The following is a 17,912-nucleotide window of genomic DNA, read 5'->3' on the forward strand; positions in this document are numbered from 1 at the left end:
CTTTATAGGACAGGAGAGAGTACTCGTCGATTATGCAAATAAAAAACCTGTTTCAAAGCAAAGGATTTCAGAGGTTACTCGTATTAGTAATACTTGCTCTCGTGTTATACGGGCTGCAAAGTATGTTGAATTTAATTTTAATTACGTTTATTCTTACGTATTTAATGGATCGATTCCAAAAGTTTATTTCCCGCAAATTAGATCATTTCATGCCCATTAATCGAAAACTCATTATAGCATTTCTATATGTCATGTTAATTGGTGGAATTGCTATTACGCTATTTAAATATTTACCAGTATTAACGATACAAATTTCACAATTGATTTATCAATTTAACGTATTTTTAAGAAACCCACCGGACAGTGAATTAATTAAGTATGCAGTTAATGCTGTTAATCATATGGAACTTTCGAAGTATGTAGGACAAGGCGTTGACATTTTGTATAAATCGATTACGAATGTTGGGAAATTTGGCCTTCAAGTGTTACTTTCTTTAATTTTAAGTTTATTTTTCTTATTGGAGAAAGCTCGTATCGTTGCTTTTACTGCAAAATTTAAAGAGAGCAGACTTGCAATTTTCTATACTGAAATCGAGTACTTCGGTAAGAAATTTGCACGTTCATTCGGAAAAGTAATTGAGGCACAATTTTTAATTGCAGTTGTTAACTGCGTTTTATCCGTTATTGCATTATGGATATTAGGATTCCCACAATTATTAGGTTTAGCGTTAATGATCTTCTTACTTGGTTTAATTCCAGTAGCTGGGGTTATCATTTCGTTATTCCCGCTTTGTATGATTGCTTACAATATCGGCGGTATTATGTACGTTGTTTATATTTTAGTTATCGTAACAGTCATTCATGCGCTTGAAAGTTACGTGTTAAATCCGAAGTTTATGTCGCAAAAAACAAACTTACCAATTTTCTATACGTTTATGGTATTAATCTTCTCGGAACACTTCTTAGGTGTATGGGGATTAATTATCGGTATTCCAATCTTCATTTTCTTATTAGATGTCTTAGATGTGACAAGTGATGAAATGGAGAAGGACGCTGGAAAAAAATAAAGTGAAGAGAAAAAAGCATCGATGTTCGATGCTTTTTCTTTTATAACATGATGTTTCTTATGCCATACTGTAAGGAGAAGATAGAATAGGGGTGAAAGAATGGCTGTAAATGAAAAGGTAGAATTAGCTACATTTGCTGGAGGGTGCTTCTGGTGTATGGTTTCGCCATTTGAAGAGATGGAAGGAATTATAAAGGTTGTTTCTGGCTATACAGGTGGTCATAAAGAGAATCCAACATATAAAGAAGTATGTTCAGAAACGACGGGACATTATGAGGCAGTACAAATTACATTTGATGCAAATAAAATGCCGTATGAGGAGTTATTAAATATATATTGGAGACAAATTGATCCGACTGATGTAGGTGGGCAATTCCACGATCGCGGACAGTCTTACGAAACAGTGATTTTTTATCATAATGAAGAACAACATAAAAAAGCAGAGGCTTCAAAAGAAGAGCTTGCAAGGAGTGGACGCTTTTCAAAGCCGATTGCGACAAAAATATTGCCAGCTGCTACGTTTTATCCCGCAGAGGAATATCACCAAGGATATCATAAGAAAAATGAATTCCGCTACGAGTTATACCGTAAGGGCTCAGGGCGAGATGCGTTTATTAAGCAACATTGGCCAAAAGATAATGCTCATTTAAAGGAAAAACTCAGTGAGATGCAATTTTATGTAACACAGGAAAATGGTACAGAACCACCATTTCGAAATGAGTATTGGAATCATAAAGAAGAAGGTCTTTATGTAGATATCGTTTCAGGTGAACCTTTGTTTACTTCTCTAGATAAATTTGATAGTGGATGTGGATGGCCTAGTTTTACGAAGCCAGTTATGTCAGCTAGTGTGAAGGAAAAAATGGATGTGAGTCATAATATGACGCGTACAGAAGTGAGAAGTAAGGAAGGAGATTCACATCTCGGCCACGTATTTCCAGATGGTCCAGGACCAAATGGACTTCGCTATTGTATAAATTCAGCAGCTCTTCGATTTATTCCAACAGAGGAATTAGAAAAAGAAGGCTATGGTGATTTCCTAATCTTGTTTGGAAATAAAAAATAACCTCGCAGTTAGCGAGGTTATTTTTTTGTTACTTTACTTTTTTCTTTTTAAACTTGCTTAATACTTCATAAACGATTGGAACAATAAGAAGTGTTAATAATGTTGAACTTGTTAATCCACCAATTACTGTTACACCAAGTCCTTTAGAAATTAAGCCGCTACCTTCAAATCCTAATGCGAGCGGGATAAGAGCACCGATTGTTGCAATTGCAGTCATTAAAATCGGGCGAAGGCGTGTTGCACCAGCTTCTAATAAAGCTTCACGTGTTGATAGACCTTCATTTTCTTTATGAATAACGCGGTCGATAAGCACGATTGCGTTTGTTACAACGATACCGATTAACATAAGGGCACCGATCATTGCAGAGACACTTAACGTTTCACCAGAGATTAATAAGGCAACAAGGGCTCCAATGATTGTAAATGGTAGCGAGAATAAAATTGCGAATGGTGCAAGAGCACCGCCAAATGTAACGACAAGAACGAAGTATACAATAGCAATCGCAGCTAACATCGCTAAGCCAAGTTGCTTGAATGATTCTTCAATATCTTTTGTAACGCCTCCCATAGAAACATCTACGCCAGAAGGAAGATCCATTTTATCTACTTCTTTTTGAACCGCGGCGGATGCTTTTGAAACGTCATCGGATGTTAGTTTTGCACTTACTTCCGCATAAACACGGCCATCGCGGTGTTTCACTGTATTCGAAGTTTCTCCTTCTTTTACAGTCATCACATCTTTTACAGCCACTTCATTACCAAGCGGCGTTGTAATTTTACGATTTGTTAAGTCATCGATTGTTTCATAATTTTGTTTTTCAGCTTCTACATATACATTGATATCTTTACCGTCTTTTTTAATTGTTGTCAGAACAGGGCGATCATGTTGATTAGAAAGTCCCATTCCAATTTGTGCAGCCGTTAGACCCATTTTACTTAGCTTTTCCTGATCTGCGACTAAAGTGTATTCTGCGTATGTTTTTGCAATACTAGAGTCTATATCTTTTAAGTCTTTGTTTTTCTTCATTATGTTTTGAATATCTTTTACGACAGGCTTAATGTCTTCTGAGCTATCTCCGTAAACGTATAACTTGATTTCGTTACTACCGCCACTTGCTCCGAAGTCTTGGTTTTTCCATTCGCCTTTTCCAGACATTTTCTGTAAATCTTTAACGACTTGTTCTTTCTCTTTTTCGAAGTTTTTCGTGTCGTTATCATATTGTACGAAGAACATTGCCTGATTTGATTGACCAGGACTCATTGGGTTTTCGCCACCTAATGAGAATTGAATTGTTTTGACGTCTTTATTATCTTGAAAGTGCTTCTCAGCTTTCGTTGCAATTTTTTCAACGTCTTCTAACGTTTGACCTGGTTCAGGGTTGTACGTTGCAATAATCATTTTTTCTTCTTCAGATGGTAAGAAACTTACACCGATAATTGGAACAAGTGCAAGACTACCAGCTAATAGAAGGACAGCAATACTTGATGTGATGATTTTATGATTTAAAGCCCATGCAAGTATACGTTTATAACCGTTTGCTAATTTACTTGGTTTTTCTTCATGATGTACTTCTTTTTCTCTCATGCTCTCTTTTTTAAATAAAGAATGAGCTAGCATCGGTACGATTGTAACTGCTACTAGTAACGATGCTAATAAAGCGAAGACGATAGTTAAGGCGAATGGTAAGAACATTTCACCAATCATACCTTTTACTAGTCCAAGCGGTAAAAATACAGCAATTGTTACAATGGTAGAAGACATAATCGGAATAAACATTTCTTTCGTAGCTTCACGAATTAAATCTTTCCCGCGTAGTTTCTCTCCTGATAACGACATACGTCGGTAAATATTTTCAATAACAACAATGGAGTCATCCACAACGCGCCCGATAGCGACTGTCATTGCTCCAAGCGTCATAATGTTAAGTGTAATATCCATTTGCTTTATGACTAATACAGCAATTAATAAAGAAAGTGGTATGGAAACGACAGAGATTAATGTTGTTCGGATATTTCGTAGGAACAGCATAATAATAACAATCGCAAAAATAGCACCAAAAATGGCTTTGCTCAGCATTGTTTCTACTGATTTCTCAATAGGTGCACCTTGGTCGAATGTTGAAATAATCTCTAAGTCTTTATATTTTTTCTCAAGTTCTTTTACTTTATCTTTCACTGCATTTACAACATCAACTGTGTTGGCGTCAGCAGCTTTGACAATTTGAATTCCAATTGCTTCTTTTCCATTTGTTCGAGAAATAGATTCTGCTTTTCCGACTTCCTTAATGTCAGCAATTTCGTCTAATGTAACTGTCGGAATCCCGTTCATAGCAGCTGGATTCATTTGTGGCATTTGTGCACCAGCTCCAGCAGTTTGACTACCTTGACCGCTTGCTGATGAAGGAACAGCAGGGATTTTTAATTCTTTTAATGCTTTCATTGTTGTAATATTTCCATCTACAACAACTGATTTTTCTGTGTCTTTAAATGTATATAGGCCAAGTGGTAAAGATACGTCCGATCCTTTAATTACATTTTTTACAGTATCTTCACTTAAACCTAATTCTTTCATCTTATCTTTTTTAAAGACAAGTTGTACTTCATCTACTTGTTGACCTGAAATTTGAACAGATGCGACTCCATCAAGTCCTTTTAATCCTGGCACAACATTTTTTTCTACATTTTCAGTTAAGGTAGCTAAAGATTCATTTTTACTTGCTACGCTTAATGAAATAACAGGAAAGGCATTGAAGTTTACACGTGAAACTTTCGGGTCCTTTACGCCTTCTGGCAGTTTCACATTTGCGAGAGCTTCTTTTATTTCTGTTTCAGCCTTTTCCATATTTTTATCAAAATCATATTCTACCTGAATAGAAGATGCATTTTGAAAAGATGATGAACTAACAACGTTTACACCACTTAAATTTTGCAGTTGCTCTTCCATCGGTTTTGAAACTTTATCAGCTACTTCTTCTGGTGTAGCACCAGGATAAACCGTGGTTACTGTTACAACAGGTGTTGTAATATCAGGGATTGTTTCCAGCTTCATATTCAGCCCAGAATAAATACCTGCAATGGTAACGATAATGGTTAGTAGCCAAACTGCGAACTTATTTTTTAACGAAAAATTAATAATTTTGTTCATGTTTGCGCTCCCTTTGTATTATATTGACCAACTGGTCAGTCTAATACATAATATAACTGACTGATTGGTCAGCTGTCAATGAAAAGGGATGGTATAATACATTCATAATAAGATGCGAGATTAAATTTAGGAGAGACATGATATGAAAGAAAAAGAGCGCTTAATTATAGAGATGGCTATGAAGTTATTTGCGACTAAGGGTGTAAATGCGACATCGGTGCAGGAAATTGTGACAGCTTGTGGCATATCTAAGGGAGCCTTTTATTTATACTTTAAATCAAAAGAGGAACTTTTATTAGCGACACTTCGATATTACTATGACAAGATTCAAAACAAAATGATGGATATTGAAAAAGAGTCGTTATTGCCACGTGAAAAATTTGCAAAACAATTGCATTGCCAGTTTAATGATATACAAAAGCATAAAGAATTTATTATTATGCATGCAAGGGAAAATGCGATTCCTTTTAATAAAGAAGTAGAAGAATTTATGATGCGGATGAAGTTAGAGTCTCACGCATTTTATCGGAATAGTTTACTGTCTATTTATGGTGATAAGGTTATGCCATATTTATTAGATTTAGTCATTATGGTAGAAGGTATATGCCGTGGATATTTAGAACTAATTATTTTACAAGCGCCAGAAATAGACTTATCTTACGTCTCTGCTTTTATTTTGAAAAGAGTGGATCATTTAGTAGATGGATTGGTAGAATCTTCAGAAGAACCTGTATTACATGAAGAAAAGCTTGGAGAATTTCTTTGTAAATCAGAGCTTATTAAAGAGCAGGTTAAGGAACATTTTTTAAAAGAAATTATTGTGTTTAAACGTACTTTAGCGGATCAATTAGAAGATGAGGAATTGCTTGTTACATTAGATGTTTTGGAGGCAGAAATGAGGATGAAAAATCCAAGAATTCCGGTTATCCAAGGGATGTTGTTTAATTTAGAGGCATATCCAACTTTAAAAGAATTTCGTTTGAGGCTTATGGGCTATTACAATATAAAAAGGTAACAATGATAGTTTTCATTGTTACCTTTTTATTATGCATTCACTTTTTCTTTTTGCAGTGCTGTCTCTTCTTCATCAATGTTAATTGTTTCTTTTACGATATAAATCGGACGGTTTTTACTTTCGTCATAAATACGAGCAATATACTGGCCAACGATTCCAAGACCAAGTAATTGAATACCACTAAAGAATGTAATAGCAACCATAATGGACGCCCAACCTGTTTGCGTGCCATGTCCAAAGACCTTCACAGTAATTGTATATAGTAAGACAATTATAGAAATAAGAACTGATAATAAACCTAAAGACATAACGATGCGTAATGGCTTTGTCGAAAATGCAATAATGCCGTCAGATGCAAATTTAATCATTTTCTTTAATGGATATTTTGTTTCACCAGCAAAGCGCTCATCACGTTCATATTCAACATATGTTTGGCGGAAGCCAACCCAAGACATCATACCGCGGATGAAGCGATTTCGCTCAGTCATTTGATTGAAAACATCAGCTATTTTACGGTCGATGATTCGGAAATCACCAGTATCTTTTGGGATATCGATATCAGACATATAGTTTAAGAATTTATAGAAATACTTAGCTGTTAAAAGTTTGAACCAAGTTTCACCTTTACGTTGCTTACGTTTTGCATAAACAACTTCATATCCTTCTTCCCATTTTGCAATAAGTTCAGGAATAACTTCAGGTGGATCTTGTAAGTCTGCATCTATAATTACAATAGCGTCACCTTTTGCGGCAGCAATACCAGCTGTAACAGCTACTTGGTGACCAAAGTTACGTGCGAAATTAACAATTTTTGTACGGTAATCATTTGCTGCAATTTCAGATAAGATTTCCATTGTGCGATCTGTACTACCGTCGTTTACAAAGACAAACTCGTAATTAATGTTATTTTGAAGCATAACGGACTTTAAACGGTTATAACATTCTTGTGCTACTTCTTCCTCGAAGTACATAGGAACTACAACCGAAATTAATTTTTGCATGTTGCATCCTCCGTATTTTTAATAAGTTGTTCAAATTTAATTAGTCACCTTTTCAGTTTGGTTGAATGTCCAAATTTTATTAAGGACAAAATTTATAACCATTCCGAAACCAATTGCGAAGATCTGTGCAATTAATGCATTAAAGGTAAGTTTATTTACTAATATAAATAAACATAATGTATTAAAAGCATATACAATTAAATTTACAGTTAGAAATTTAAAGAACATTGACGAGCCTTTATTATTAGGTTTAAATACCCAATTTTTATTCCAATAGTAGCTATTGGCAACACCAATTGAATAGGCAATGGTATTCGCAATAAGGTAGTTCATACCGAATTTTAATAATATCCAAAAGCTAATAATTGTAATGAGTGTATTAAAGATCCCTACTAAGCCAAACTTTAAGAGTTTTTCCATAATAATATCCTCATGTTTATAATAATATATAAGTAAAACAAAAAATATAGAAGTGTTATTCATATACAACAAATAAAAATTATACCATATTTTCAAGTTTCAAATGAAATTAATCATAAAAAATTGCCCTCAAAATGTAAATTATAAGTAAAATTGAGGGCAATTATAAATATTTTGAAAGGTAGTTTCTTATTTTCTTTTTATGACAATTTCTTTTTCGATATTAGACTATAAAAAATATATATTCCGTAGCCTTGAATTATTGTAAAGCTAGGGATAATGAAGTATCGGTACCTTGTTTGGTATTCGATTAAGAAATGAATAGCTACGTAACCAATTATTAGTAATAAAAATAGAGTGTAATGTGTTTTATTTTGTTTAGTTAGGATGAGATAAAGGAGTGATAATGTGCCAAATATCATAGCCGCAGTATACATATACTTTTCATATTTTGTAAGATCCTCTTTTAATGACACCATATCCTTATCTGTCTTTTCCAATGTTACTAGGCTCCATAATGGTGCGGAGTCATAATCTGCCCACATGAGTACAAATTTATCCCCAAATAAAGATAAAACTTTCTGTGGATCAGATAGTCGCTCTTGAATTAGCTTTTTTTGGGCCGCAGTTCGTTCTTCGCCAAGTTTAAGGGACATAATATATTCCGCATCTGCACCAGAATAGCTACCTTTTGTTTCATGATTAAATCCTAACGTGAATTTCCAAAGTGGATCACGATTAGAGAGAGGATATTGTGTAATTCCGGAATATATAAATGAGTAACTTACAATTTGATGTAAAAGAAAAAATACAATCAAAATGCCACTAAGTTTTTTTACAGAAGTAAAAATCTCTTTTCTTGATTTTCCTAATATACCTTGCAAAAAGACATATATAGTTATTGCAATTAAGATTATAGCACCAAGTGGACGCATGATGTCTCCTAAAGCTAGGATAGCCCCTATAAAAATCCACGTATATTTATTGCTTAGGCCTTTTGTAATTAATAAATAGAAGCCTAGATAAAATAAAAATACAGCAAGGTGTTGATTTGTTAGTACAGAACTCAATACAATACTTGGGATATAAAATGCATATAGTAATCCAGCTATTCGTCCAGACCATTCATTAAATATATAAGAAGTTATTTTATAAATTAGTAATGTTGTTCCTGTACAATAGATTATATTTAAAAATTTTAAGAGAAACGTTCCTTCGCCAAATAACTTAATAATAAAGGCTTGGTACATTGTAAAGCCAAGTTGGTAAACCCATGAAGTATAATAAGTATTTTGTGCGAAACTAAAGTCTCCTTTAGCAGCTTGTATAGCGCTATGGTACATCATTGAAAAGTCTGTTTCTACAGGAGTTTGAATATTGAGCATCCAAATTAATCGAATAGAAAAAGCCAAAATGATTAGTGAGATAGAAAATGTCAATTTTGACATATATTTATTAGAAATATAGCCAAAAAGTAAAAATACAAGACCTATTAGAATAAGGACTGGTATTAAAACTAAGAGGCTAGTCTCATCATGTTCTTTAATCACTGCTACCGAATGCCATGTGATAGCACCAGAAATGATTAGACATAGTAATAATAAAATTTTTACAAAAAACGTATTAAGTTTGAGAGAGAACGTACTTTCCATTATATTTCAAAACCCCTTATCAAAATTTATTACGGATGTAACTTAACTGCCCTTTGTACGTTAAGTTACAGTATAAAGGGCAGGTTAGGTAATTAAGAGTTTTGTTGTGCCCATTCTTCTATGTTCCAAACCTTTGTAACCCAATCTTCATAAAAGTCCGGTTCGTGACATACAAGAAGAATTGTTCCTTTATATGCTTTCATAGCCTTCTTAAGTTCCGCTTTTGCTGTAACATCAAGATGGTTTGTCGGCTCATCAAATAGTAGCCAGTTACTTTCTTCACCCATTAGCTTACATAAACGAACCTTTGCTTGTTCTCCACCACTTAATTGACTTAATGGGCGAGAAATATGTTCATTTTTTAATCCGCATTTTGCTAACATCGCACGAATTTGATGCTGGTCTAGGCCAGGGAATGTATTCCATACATCATCAATTGGTGTTATATTATCAGCTTTAACTTCTTGCTCAAAGTATGCTGGCTCTAAGAAGTCACCAAGACTTGTTTTACCACTTAAAGGTTTAATTTTACCTAAAATTGTTTTTAGTAACGTTGATTTACCAACACCATTACATCCAACGATAGCAATTTTTTCACCGCGTTCAATTGTCATTGATAGCTTTGGTAGTAGCGGATGTGTATATCCAATTTCTACATTTTCACCTTCAAAGACGAAGCGACTACTTGCACGACTTTCTTTAAATGAGAATTCAGGTTTAATTGCTGTTTCTGGGCGATCAATAAGTTCCATGCGATCAAGTTGTTTTTGACGACTCTTTGCACGACCTGTTGTTGAATAACGGGCTTTGTTTTTTGCAATGAAATCTTCTTGCTTTTTGATAAACTCGCGCTGCTTTTCATAAGCGTTTATATGTTGATTTTTATTGATTTCTGCTAGTTCTAGGAATTTTTCATATGTCGCTGTATAGCGTGTCATTTTTGTGAATTCTAGATGGAAAATAACATCAACACATTTGTTCATAAATTCCGTATCATGAGAAATTAATAAGAATGCATGTGGGTATTCTTTTAAATAATTTGTTAACCAATGAATATGTTCAACGTCTAAATAGTTAGTAGGTTCATCAAGTAATAACACTTCTGGTTGTTCAAGTAATAGCTTTGCAAGCAATACTTTTGTACGTTGTCCACCGCTTAGTGCTGAAACATCACGATCTAAACCAATTGCATCAATTCCAAGACCACGTGCAGCCTCTTCAATTTTCATATCTAGTAAATAGAAACCACCTGCTTCAAGTGCATCTTGTATTTCTGCCATTTGCTCAAGAAGTTCTTCTAGCTCTTCTGGTGTAGCAGTTCCCATTTTTTCTGTAACTTCATTTAAAGCTTTTTCCTTTTCGAATAACGGTAAAAATGCATCCGCTAGTACGTCACGAATTGTACGTCCAGGCGTTAAAACAGTATGCTGATCTAAGTAGCCATAATGTGTGCCCGGTGTCCATTCTACACGACCTTGGTCATGAATAAGTTGACCAGTAATGATATTCATAAATGTTGATTTACCAACTCCGTTTGCACCAACTAATCCAACGTGTTCACCTGCTAGTAATCGCATAGATACATCTTTAAATAATGTACGATCGCCAAATGTATGTCCTAATTTTTCAACTGTTAATAAGCTCATAGTATCCTCCGTCCAACTTGAAATAGTACCTTGAATCATGATACTAAATTCTTTCATATAATGCCATCATTTCAAAATGTATATATTTTCAAAATAAGCTAATGTACGAATGTTTATTGCTCATTTCCCAAACTTTTATGGTCCAAATGCAGAAAACACACTTGTCCATCATACATTAAAAGGAATACTTGCAAATAAAATGTCTAGCTTTATTGGAGATAAAAAGATTGCCCGTGAATATAGTTTTACACCAGATGGTGCAAAAGCAATAGTTGAATTAGCTTCACATGGCGAGGCCTATGGACAAAATTGGAACATATCAGGTTGTGGTGCCATTACAGGTGAGGAATTGATTTAACACATACGAGAATTAACGGGACATACCAAACGAATAATAACTGTAAAAAGAGGAATAATCCAGTTCATTGGTCTGTTTGATAAGTAGATGAAAGAATTTGTGGAAATACTATATTTGACGGAAAAGCCAGTTGTATTAAGTGGAGAGAAGTACGAGAAATATATTGGGGTTGTACCTAGAACCTTTTATTATGAAGGGGAATTGTATATAAGTAAAAAAACAAGCTTCTATTTACAATTTAGAAGCTTGCCTTGTTATTGTTTATCTACCTAGCTTTTTATTTACAAATCCTAAAATTAATCTGCGTATTTGTGGATCAATTGCAAGGCCAATAATGCCATACAATATACCAGTAAGTACTAAAGCTACTAGTGGTGGTAAGCTAATTAATACTGTGCGGTATATTGCATAACTAATTATAAATGCTAGTGTATTGAATATTATTCCTTTGAATAGCAATGAAAATCCTTTACGAACGAATAATGAAAATCCGATTAATAATGTAATCTCAGTAAGGATAGCAGCTACAGCAGCTCCCATCATTCCGAATTGGCTACCTAATATGATGTAACTTATGATAGCGACAGCTAATCCAATTGCCATAGTTGTCGCACGTTTCCATTGTTGACCAGCTGTTGTTAAATTATCAGCAAGCGGATAGTTGATAGATTGTAAAATGACCATAAAGGCTAAAATTGCAAGTGCATTACCAGCTGGCGCATATTTTTCACCTAATAGAGTTACAATCCAAAAACTTGGATCGGCAATAAACGGGATAGAAATTCCCATCCCTAAGAAAGACATAAGCTTTAATTCGAATTGAGATAGCTTTCTATGTTCATCAATATTATTTTCGTTTCCAAAAGCAAACAATTTTGGATAAAAGGCTGCTGCAATTACACCAGGTATTTGGTAAAGTACAGCAGGTATTTTATAGGCGGCCCCAAAGAATCCAACTTGTGCTTTCGTTGAAACTTTTTCTAAGATAATAGGACCTAACTGCGGTAAAAGCATAATGATAACGCCATTGACTGTGAAAATAAGTAATTGATCTAAAATGCCTTTATTCCAACCCTTATGAATTGTTGTATAGCGGATTGTCATTATAAAGGCAATGACTCCTGTTATAAGGCTAGATATTCCATACATAGCAGCAACCATCATAAGTGACCATTTAAATGACATCCCTAGCAGAAGAGCGGCTGCGGCCGTCACACCTTGTAGTACAGAAATAATCGCTGTGAATTGCATACGCTCTGTTACTTGGAAATAGGCCATCCCAACCCCTTGTAAAGTAGCTCCAAACATGGTTGGTAGTACGACCCAATATACCATGGCACGTAAGTAAGCATCAGTGTAGAAGAACTGAGCGAAAATGGCGAAGAGCACAGAAATTACGATAGCTAATACTAAACGAATTCGTAAATAACTGCTTATTAATACGCTAATGTTAGCGTTGCTTCTTGTTCCTTCACGCATAAACGTATGTGTCAAACCTGCATCCGTAAAATAGCAAATGACAGCGGAAACTGCTAATGCAACTGTAAACATCCCGTACTCATCTGGTGAAACATATCTTGCAAAGAGAATTGTTGCAATAGCCAGTACAAAACGAACAGTAATGTTTCCTACAAAGAGGTAGGATGCATTTTTTAGAATTTTATTTGTTTTCATGAGAAAAGACCTTTCTATTCTTTAGGACCCGGTTAGCTTGTCCTATTTGTAATTTTGATTTGTTCACAGAAAGAGAGTATCGTTATATTTTCAGTTTAAGAAAACAGAAATTTAATTCGTACAAACCAAAGCATTGCATATAGTTTTTTACTACGCTTTCCATTCTTTGAATAGATTTTACGGCAATATTTCTTTATATCTTTTTTGATTAATTGAACTTGTGATTTATCTAATTGAGAGTTTTCTTTAATATATATACAAGAGTTATTGATGACTGTATAAGGAAATAAATAAGTCTCAAGAATCTCAATAAGTGACTGAGGGTCTTTTGTAATGAAATCTTGAGATTTATTATGTACCCAGTCTTTCATACGATTGAATACTTCCAGCTCTTTTGCCGTTTTTAATTCATAATCTTTATATTTAGAAGAAAGATTTCCTTCTGATAAGATTCTGTAATATGTTAAATATTCATCGACATAACATACATTTGTCACACTCATAAGTTTAAATAAAAACTCCAAGTCTTCGCCCCAACTACATCCTGGTGTAAAACGAATGTTATGATCTATTACGATAGATTTTTTGAAAATCCAAGTACTTGTTTGAGCAACAACTTGATGTGTTAGGAATGCTTTTGTCATATCACCTTTAATAAAGTTTGTTGTATGTTCAACCTTCTCGCCTGTTTCTTCGTAGAAATTCATATAACCACAATAGCACGCGTCCATTTCGTTTTTATGCATACTTTCGACTTGCTTCTCAATTTTAGTTGGATGCCATAAGTCATCGCTATCAAGGAAAGCGACATATTCTCCGCTAGCATTTTCCATACCTGTATTACGGGCTACTGAAACGCCTTGGTTTTTTTGATGAACGTATTTTACTTGCCCTGGGTATTTTTCAGCAAGATTTTTTACGATAGAAGGTGACTGATCTTTACTCCCATCATCTACAATTACAATTTCGATGTTTTTATATGTTTGATCTAATATTGACTGCATCGTTTCTTCAATATATTTTTCCGTGTTATACAGAGGTATGACAACAGAAACAAGTTGTTTTTGTTCCATCATAGAATTTTTATCTCCTCAAGTTTTTTATGTCTTGCACCATATATACAAGCCTTTTGAAAGGAAGAAGATTACAAGAACATCTGTATAATTTTAACGCATATAAACTTTGTAAATCAACTTTCTATTAAAAAGGTGGTGACTTATGGTTAATTCTCGTATTTCAAACGGCTTTAATATGTTTATTGCATATAAATTCTTATTTATACTATTTTTACTTAGTTAGTAAGTAGGATATATTTATCGTAACGATTGTGAAGGGGAATAAATTATTATTGAGAATAAAAAACCTCTTAATTTTTGAAATAAATTAAGAGGTTTTTTATATTGGTTTTGAACTATTAGGTTAATCTTTGTCTGGCTCAGTTGCATGTAGTTTTTGCTTTAGTAACGCATAATCTTGCGTTAATGTTACAAGTTGATGATGTTGTTTAGAAATTTTTCTTGTTAGATCAAAAATTAAGATGAAACAGAATAATAATCCAAATAAAAATAAAATGGAAGGGGGATATTCTACTTTTAATAGTTTTCCAATCCAGTTTATAATTTTATCGGTAGAACTTAAAATAGCCATTGCAATACAAACAAAAATCCACAAAACAGCATATTTCGTTTCTAAAGTTCCGCGACGAATAGAATTAATAATTAATAATAATAATAATAAAATAAAGATGAATGAAAAGGTAATTATAGGCATTTATTATCAACCTTTCACGATTTTTTGCATCAATATAGCAAGACTTACCTTAATCATGTAATATGCAGATTTAAAAGGTGTGATAGAAGATTGTCCACCTTGTCGCTCTTGCATATTTACAGATATTTCATTAATGCGAAGTTTTTTCTTTTTTAAATGAATAAGAACTTCTGGTTCTGGATAATCTTTTGGATAATTGTGTGCAAAAATTGTAATTACTTCTCGATTGATAGCACGATATCCAGAAGTTGGATCCATAAATGTTTGTTTTGTTAGTACTTTCAATAGGGCAGTAAAATAAAAAATACCGATTCTTCTGGAAATACTACCTTTATATGCTGTTTTTTCTGTAAAACGTGACCCTAGTACCATATCGCATTCATCTTCAGCGATAGGCTTTATAATTTTATATAAATCATCTGGGTTATGTTGTCCATCAGCATCGAACTGAATCGCAATATCATATCCATTCTCATATGCGTATTTATATCCAGTTTGTACAGCTGAGCCAATACCTAGATTATACGGTAAATTCACAAGGTGAACAGGAAATTCTTTTACGATTTGAGCTGTTTTATCGTGTGATCCATCATTAATAACGCAAATGCTTAATCCAGTAAAATGCTGTTTTAGTTTTAATAATCTTGTTAATGTATCTGCAATTGCCTCTTCCTCGTTATACGCTGGAATAATAATTAACGTTTTTGGTATTGAAATTGGTACTTCAATAGTCATTACCGCACCATCCCTTATATACTTAATCATATTATGGTTATTTTTAAACGAACTTTCTTTAATATACCATTAACAGTATAACAAAATAAAGGAAAAGCTGGTGCATGATTTAAGAGGACAGATTGAGAATAAAAGGATAAGAGGGAATATTTTGCATAAAAAATACATGCAAGGAAGAAAGAACCTATGCATGTATATGGAAGAGTATCGTATTAAATATTCCAAGGTTTATTTAAAGTTAAAACCTCAGCCATTTCTTTACTTTTTAAACGTCCTTTTTTTCTATTTTCCGCGCGTTCTGAACCGGTTGTGTGTAACCAATGTTCTTCTTCAGTTTCAGGAAGTACTTGTGGTACGGACGAAGGTTTTCCATCTTTTATTGCCACAAATGTAATGAAGCAAGTGGCGGCAATTCTACGCTCGCCTGCTAATAAATTTTCTGCGATTACTTTTACGAAAACTTCCATTGAAGATTTCCCTGTATAACATACAAATGCTTCATAACAAACAGAATCAGCTTGGTGAATTGGAGTTAAAAAATCAACTGAATCAATAGATGCTGTTACGCAATGTTTACGACTATGTCTTGCAGCCGCAATTGAAGCAATACTATCAATTTCTGCTAATAATTTCCCTCCAAACAGTGTTTGGTGATTATTTAAATCGTTAGGAAAAACACGTGTTGTTTTAATTGCTTTTGATTCTCGCATGAATTTCTTTTCCATATATTCAGCCCCTATAGTCTGTTTTCAATCAGAATATTATGTGTAAGTGGATTACTCATATTAGATATTTAATAAAGTAAAGCGTATTCCAAAAGAGGATTATTTAAATGTCTGTATTTGTATTCATGTAACTGAAAGAAAATTTATTTTATCTAAAATGTAGTGTAAAAGAGGATTCGCTTACATTGCAAGTAAAAAGTAATGACTATGTATTTGTCATAGAAATTCCCTATCAGCCGTGTACCCATTCATGATAGAATCGTTTTGTTATGAATGGAAATAGAGGTGCAATGGACATATGAATCATATACAAACAAATTTTTCATCTTTCTTCAATAAAATTATGATTGGTGCGATGCTCGCATTTTTTGTTTATAGTTGTTGGACAGCATTTGAGACAAGTAAGCAATTTTTTGGAGGAAGTACAACAAGTGTAACAATCATATTGGCAATTTTCGTCATACTCATTTTGTTAGTGGCATCAATTTTACAATATCGTTTTACAGACAAACAATTTCTTATTTTTCTTATAAGTATATCTATAGTTGTGAGGCTTAGTATGCTGTTATTTGTAGATGCTCCAATAATTGGTGATATGAAAATGATGTATGAGTCTGCAAAGGAGATTGCAATTGGTAATAATATAGGGACTATAACTCATTTGCCGTTTATTATATATGAGTCAGTAATTATTCGTATATTTGGTGATACATTATTTGCTTTACAACTATTTAATGTGTTATTTTGCGCAGGAACTGCACTTTTTATTTATCGTATTGCGGCAATGGTTTTTGGAGAAGAATGCGGTCGTATTGCTTCCACATTTTATGCTCTGTATATTCCAAATATATTCATGAGTTCCGTATTAACTCCTGAGTCACTTGCAATATTTTTATTTTATTTTGCTTGTTACATACTTTTATATAAAGGATTAGATCATCCTTATATGTGGGTGTTTTCAGCGATTTTATTTGCATGTAGTAATATGATTTTCCCAATGGGATTATTTCTTCCTATTTTTATCACGATATATGTATTATTAATTGAAGTGTTTCAATCAGCAACGAAACAAAAAGTGTTACTAAAGACGATAGGGATACTTATTCTGTTTTATAGTGCTCATTTTAGTGTGAATTATGGAATTAAGACAATGGGACTGTCACAATATACGATTTCGAATGAGACGTATGTCCAATCTGTCTTAATTGGAAAAGCGCAACGTGAGGAAAAAGTATCGAAAAATCAAAGTGTAACAGAGCATATTGATCAGAAGTTAAAAGAGATTGAGGGAGAAAGATTTAAACTTTTAGAACCGGTGATAAATCAGTTTTCAGATGAGGGGATAAATTCTACTCTTTTCAAATGTGAAAAACTGATATATATAGCGGTAACATTGTTTATGACTATAGCTCTATTACACTTTCTTATTAAGAAACAACAAAATGAGGGATATATGTTGTTCTTATTGTTAATTAGCGGATACGTATTATTAAAGCTCTTCCAAGTCGATATGGCATATTATAATCTTATTGTGCCAGCATTGTTTATTTTGCAAAGCTTTGGTGTTTATATGAGTTATGTGTATTGTCAAAAAATATTCTTTAGAAAATAAAAAGAATCCAATTTGGATTCTTTTTTT

At 33.5% G+C, this 17,912-nt stretch carries 14 protein-coding genes and 1 pseudogene; 5 read left to right on the plus strand and 10 right to left on the minus strand.

What is annotated here, in order from left to right; genetic code table 11:
• Positions 1–32: 32 nt before the first annotated feature.
• Both QCI73_RS00360 and msrB read left to right on the plus strand, forming a co-directional pair.
• Entirely contained in the window at positions 33–1,067 is a 1,035-nt protein-coding gene (locus QCI73_RS00360; RefSeq protein WP_001166015.1) for an AI-2E family transporter, read from the plus strand.
• Between the two features lie 99 nt (positions 1,068–1,166).
• Positions 1,167–2,132 carry a peptide-methionine (R)-S-oxide reductase MsrB gene (gene msrB / locus QCI73_RS00365; protein WP_000290164.1) on the plus strand — a complete coding sequence of 322 codons (966 nt, stop codon included), beginning with the start codon at positions 1,167–1,169 and terminating at the stop codon, positions 2,130–2,132.
• A 28-nt stretch (positions 2,133–2,160) separates the two neighbouring features.
• On the opposite strand, the gene QCI73_RS00370 is transcribed toward msrB, so the two are convergent.
• Positions 2,161–5,277 (minus strand): efflux RND transporter permease subunit, encoded by a 3,117-nt coding sequence (locus QCI73_RS00370; protein WP_353822333.1) that lies wholly within the window; start codon positions 5,275–5,277, stop codon positions 2,161–2,163.
• A gap of 142 nt (positions 5,278–5,419) precedes the next feature.
• On the opposite strand from QCI73_RS00370, the gene QCI73_RS00375 reads away from it, so the two are divergent.
• Positions 5,420–6,292 (plus strand): TetR/AcrR family transcriptional regulator, encoded by an 873-nt coding sequence (locus QCI73_RS00375; RefSeq protein ID WP_061529236.1) that lies wholly within the window; start codon positions 5,420–5,422, stop codon positions 6,290–6,292.
• Between the two features lie 29 nt (positions 6,293–6,321).
• Here QCI73_RS00375 and QCI73_RS00380 read toward each other — a convergent pair whose 3' ends face one another.
• The 4 genes from QCI73_RS00380 to QCI73_RS00395 form a co-directional block, all read right to left on the minus strand.
• Positions 6,322–7,293 (minus strand): glycosyltransferase family 2 protein, encoded by a 972-nt coding sequence (locus QCI73_RS00380; RefSeq protein ID WP_001170717.1) that lies wholly within the window; start codon positions 7,291–7,293, stop codon positions 6,322–6,324.
• Between the two features lie 36 nt (positions 7,294–7,329).
• Complete coding sequence (locus QCI73_RS00385; RefSeq protein ID WP_061529235.1) at positions 7,330–7,713, minus strand: GtrA family protein; 384 nt, start codon at positions 7,711–7,713, stop codon at positions 7,330–7,332.
• Between the two features lie 200 nt (positions 7,714–7,913).
• Positions 7,914–9,365: an ArnT family glycosyltransferase gene (locus tag QCI73_RS00390; RefSeq protein ID WP_061131916.1), complete on the minus strand. Its 1,452-nt coding sequence runs from the start codon at positions 9,363–9,365 to the stop codon at positions 7,914–7,916.
• 92 nt (positions 9,366–9,457) lie between these two features.
• Positions 9,458–11,011: an ABC-F family ATP-binding cassette domain-containing protein gene (locus QCI73_RS00395; RefSeq protein ID WP_061131963.1), complete on the minus strand. Its 1,554-nt coding sequence runs from the start codon at positions 11,009–11,011 to the stop codon at positions 9,458–9,460.
• A gap of 97 nt (positions 11,012–11,108) precedes the next feature.
• On the opposite strand from QCI73_RS00395, the pseudogene QCI73_RS00400 reads away from it, so the two are divergent.
• Positions 11,109–11,642, plus strand: a pseudogene (locus tag QCI73_RS00400) (Rossmann-fold NAD(P)-binding domain-containing protein); the annotation flags it as partial.
• Here QCI73_RS00400 and QCI73_RS00405 read toward each other — a convergent pair.
• The 5 genes from QCI73_RS00405 to QCI73_RS00425 form a co-directional block, all read right to left on the minus strand.
• A complete protein-coding gene (locus tag QCI73_RS00405; protein ID WP_353822334.1) occupies positions 11,631–13,043 on the minus strand; it encodes an oligosaccharide flippase family protein in 1,413 nt (470 codons plus the stop codon). The pseudogene QCI73_RS00400 and the gene QCI73_RS00405 overlap by 12 nt on opposite strands.
• A 95-nt stretch (positions 13,044–13,138) precedes the next feature.
• The gene (locus QCI73_RS00410; RefSeq protein WP_061529232.1) at positions 13,139–14,119 is read right to left on the minus strand and encodes a glycosyltransferase family 2 protein; all 981 of its coding nucleotides are present in this window, start codon (positions 14,117–14,119) and stop codon (positions 13,139–13,141) included.
• A 343-nt stretch (positions 14,120–14,462) separates the two neighbouring features.
• Entirely contained in the window at positions 14,463–14,813 is a 351-nt protein-coding gene (locus QCI73_RS00415) for a DUF2304 domain-containing protein (protein ID WP_001121772.1), read from the minus strand.
• A gap of 6 nt (positions 14,814–14,819) precedes the next feature.
• Positions 14,820–15,548: a glycosyltransferase family 2 protein gene (locus QCI73_RS00420; RefSeq protein ID WP_000151538.1), complete on the minus strand. Its 729-nt coding sequence runs from the start codon at positions 15,546–15,548 to the stop codon at positions 14,820–14,822.
• A 212-nt stretch (positions 15,549–15,760) separates the two neighbouring features.
• Positions 15,761–16,273, minus strand: a complete 513-nt coding sequence (locus tag QCI73_RS00425; protein ID WP_000412121.1) for an acyl-CoA thioesterase — start codon at positions 16,271–16,273, stop codon at positions 15,761–15,763.
• A 298-nt stretch (positions 16,274–16,571) separates the two neighbouring features.
• Here QCI73_RS00425 and QCI73_RS00430 point away from each other — a divergent pair, with 298 nt between their 5' ends.
• Positions 16,572–17,885 carry an ArnT family glycosyltransferase gene (locus tag QCI73_RS00430; protein ID WP_353822335.1) on the plus strand — a complete coding sequence of 438 codons (1,314 nt, stop codon included), beginning with the start codon at positions 16,572–16,574 and terminating at the stop codon, positions 17,883–17,885.
• Positions 17,886–17,912 lie beyond the last annotated feature (27 nt).

It is taken from the genome of Bacillus cereus group sp. MG16 (assembly GCF_040459875.1).
GTDB classification, from domain to species: Bacteria; Bacillota; Bacilli; order Bacillales; family Bacillaceae_G; genus Bacillus_A; species Bacillus_A paranthracis.

What these genes read in the sequence shown, in the direction of transcription:
- QCI73_RS00360 (WP_001166015.1), top strand. Translation starts at nt 33, where the DNA reads ATGCAAATAAAAAACCTGTTTCAAAGCAAAGGATTTCAGAGGTTACTC.
- msrB (WP_000290164.1), top strand. Translation starts at nt 1,167, where the DNA reads ATGGCTGTAAATGAAAAGGTAGAATTAGCTACATTTGCTGGAGGGTGC.
- QCI73_RS00370 (WP_353822333.1), bottom strand. Translation starts at nt 5,277, where the DNA reads ATGAACAAAATTATTAATTTTTCGTTAAAAAATAAGTTCGCAGTTTGG.
- QCI73_RS00375 (WP_061529236.1), top strand. Translation starts at nt 5,420, where the DNA reads ATGAAAGAAAAAGAGCGCTTAATTATAGAGATGGCTATGAAGTTATTT.
- QCI73_RS00380 (WP_001170717.1), bottom strand. Translation starts at nt 7,293, where the DNA reads ATGCAAAAATTAATTTCGGTTGTAGTTCCTATGTACTTCGAGGAAGAA.
- QCI73_RS00385 (WP_061529235.1), bottom strand. Translation starts at nt 7,713, where the DNA reads ATGGAAAAACTCTTAAAGTTTGGCTTAGTAGGGATCTTTAATACACTC.
- QCI73_RS00390 (WP_061131916.1), bottom strand. Translation starts at nt 9,365, where the DNA reads ATGGAAAGTACGTTCTCTCTCAAACTTAATACGTTTTTTGTAAAAATT.
- QCI73_RS00395 (WP_061131963.1), bottom strand. Translation starts at nt 11,011, where the DNA reads ATGAGCTTATTAACAGTTGAAAAATTAGGACATACATTTGGCGATCGT.
- QCI73_RS00405 (WP_353822334.1), bottom strand. Translation starts at nt 13,043, where the DNA reads ATGAAAACAAATAAAATTCTAAAAAATGCATCCTACCTCTTTGTAGGA.
- QCI73_RS00410 (WP_061529232.1), bottom strand. Translation starts at nt 14,119, where the DNA reads ATGATGGAACAAAAACAACTTGTTTCTGTTGTCATACCTCTGTATAAC.
- QCI73_RS00415 (WP_001121772.1), bottom strand. Translation starts at nt 14,813, where the DNA reads ATGCCTATAATTACCTTTTCATTCATCTTTATTTTATTATTATTATTA.
- QCI73_RS00420 (WP_000151538.1), bottom strand. Translation starts at nt 15,548, where the DNA reads ATGACTATTGAAGTACCAATTTCAATACCAAAAACGTTAATTATTATT.
- QCI73_RS00425 (WP_000412121.1), bottom strand. Translation starts at nt 16,273, where the DNA reads ATGGAAAAGAAATTCATGCGAGAATCAAAAGCAATTAAAACAACACGT.
- QCI73_RS00430 (WP_353822335.1), top strand. Translation starts at nt 16,572, where the DNA reads ATGAATCATATACAAACAAATTTTTCATCTTTCTTCAATAAAATTATG.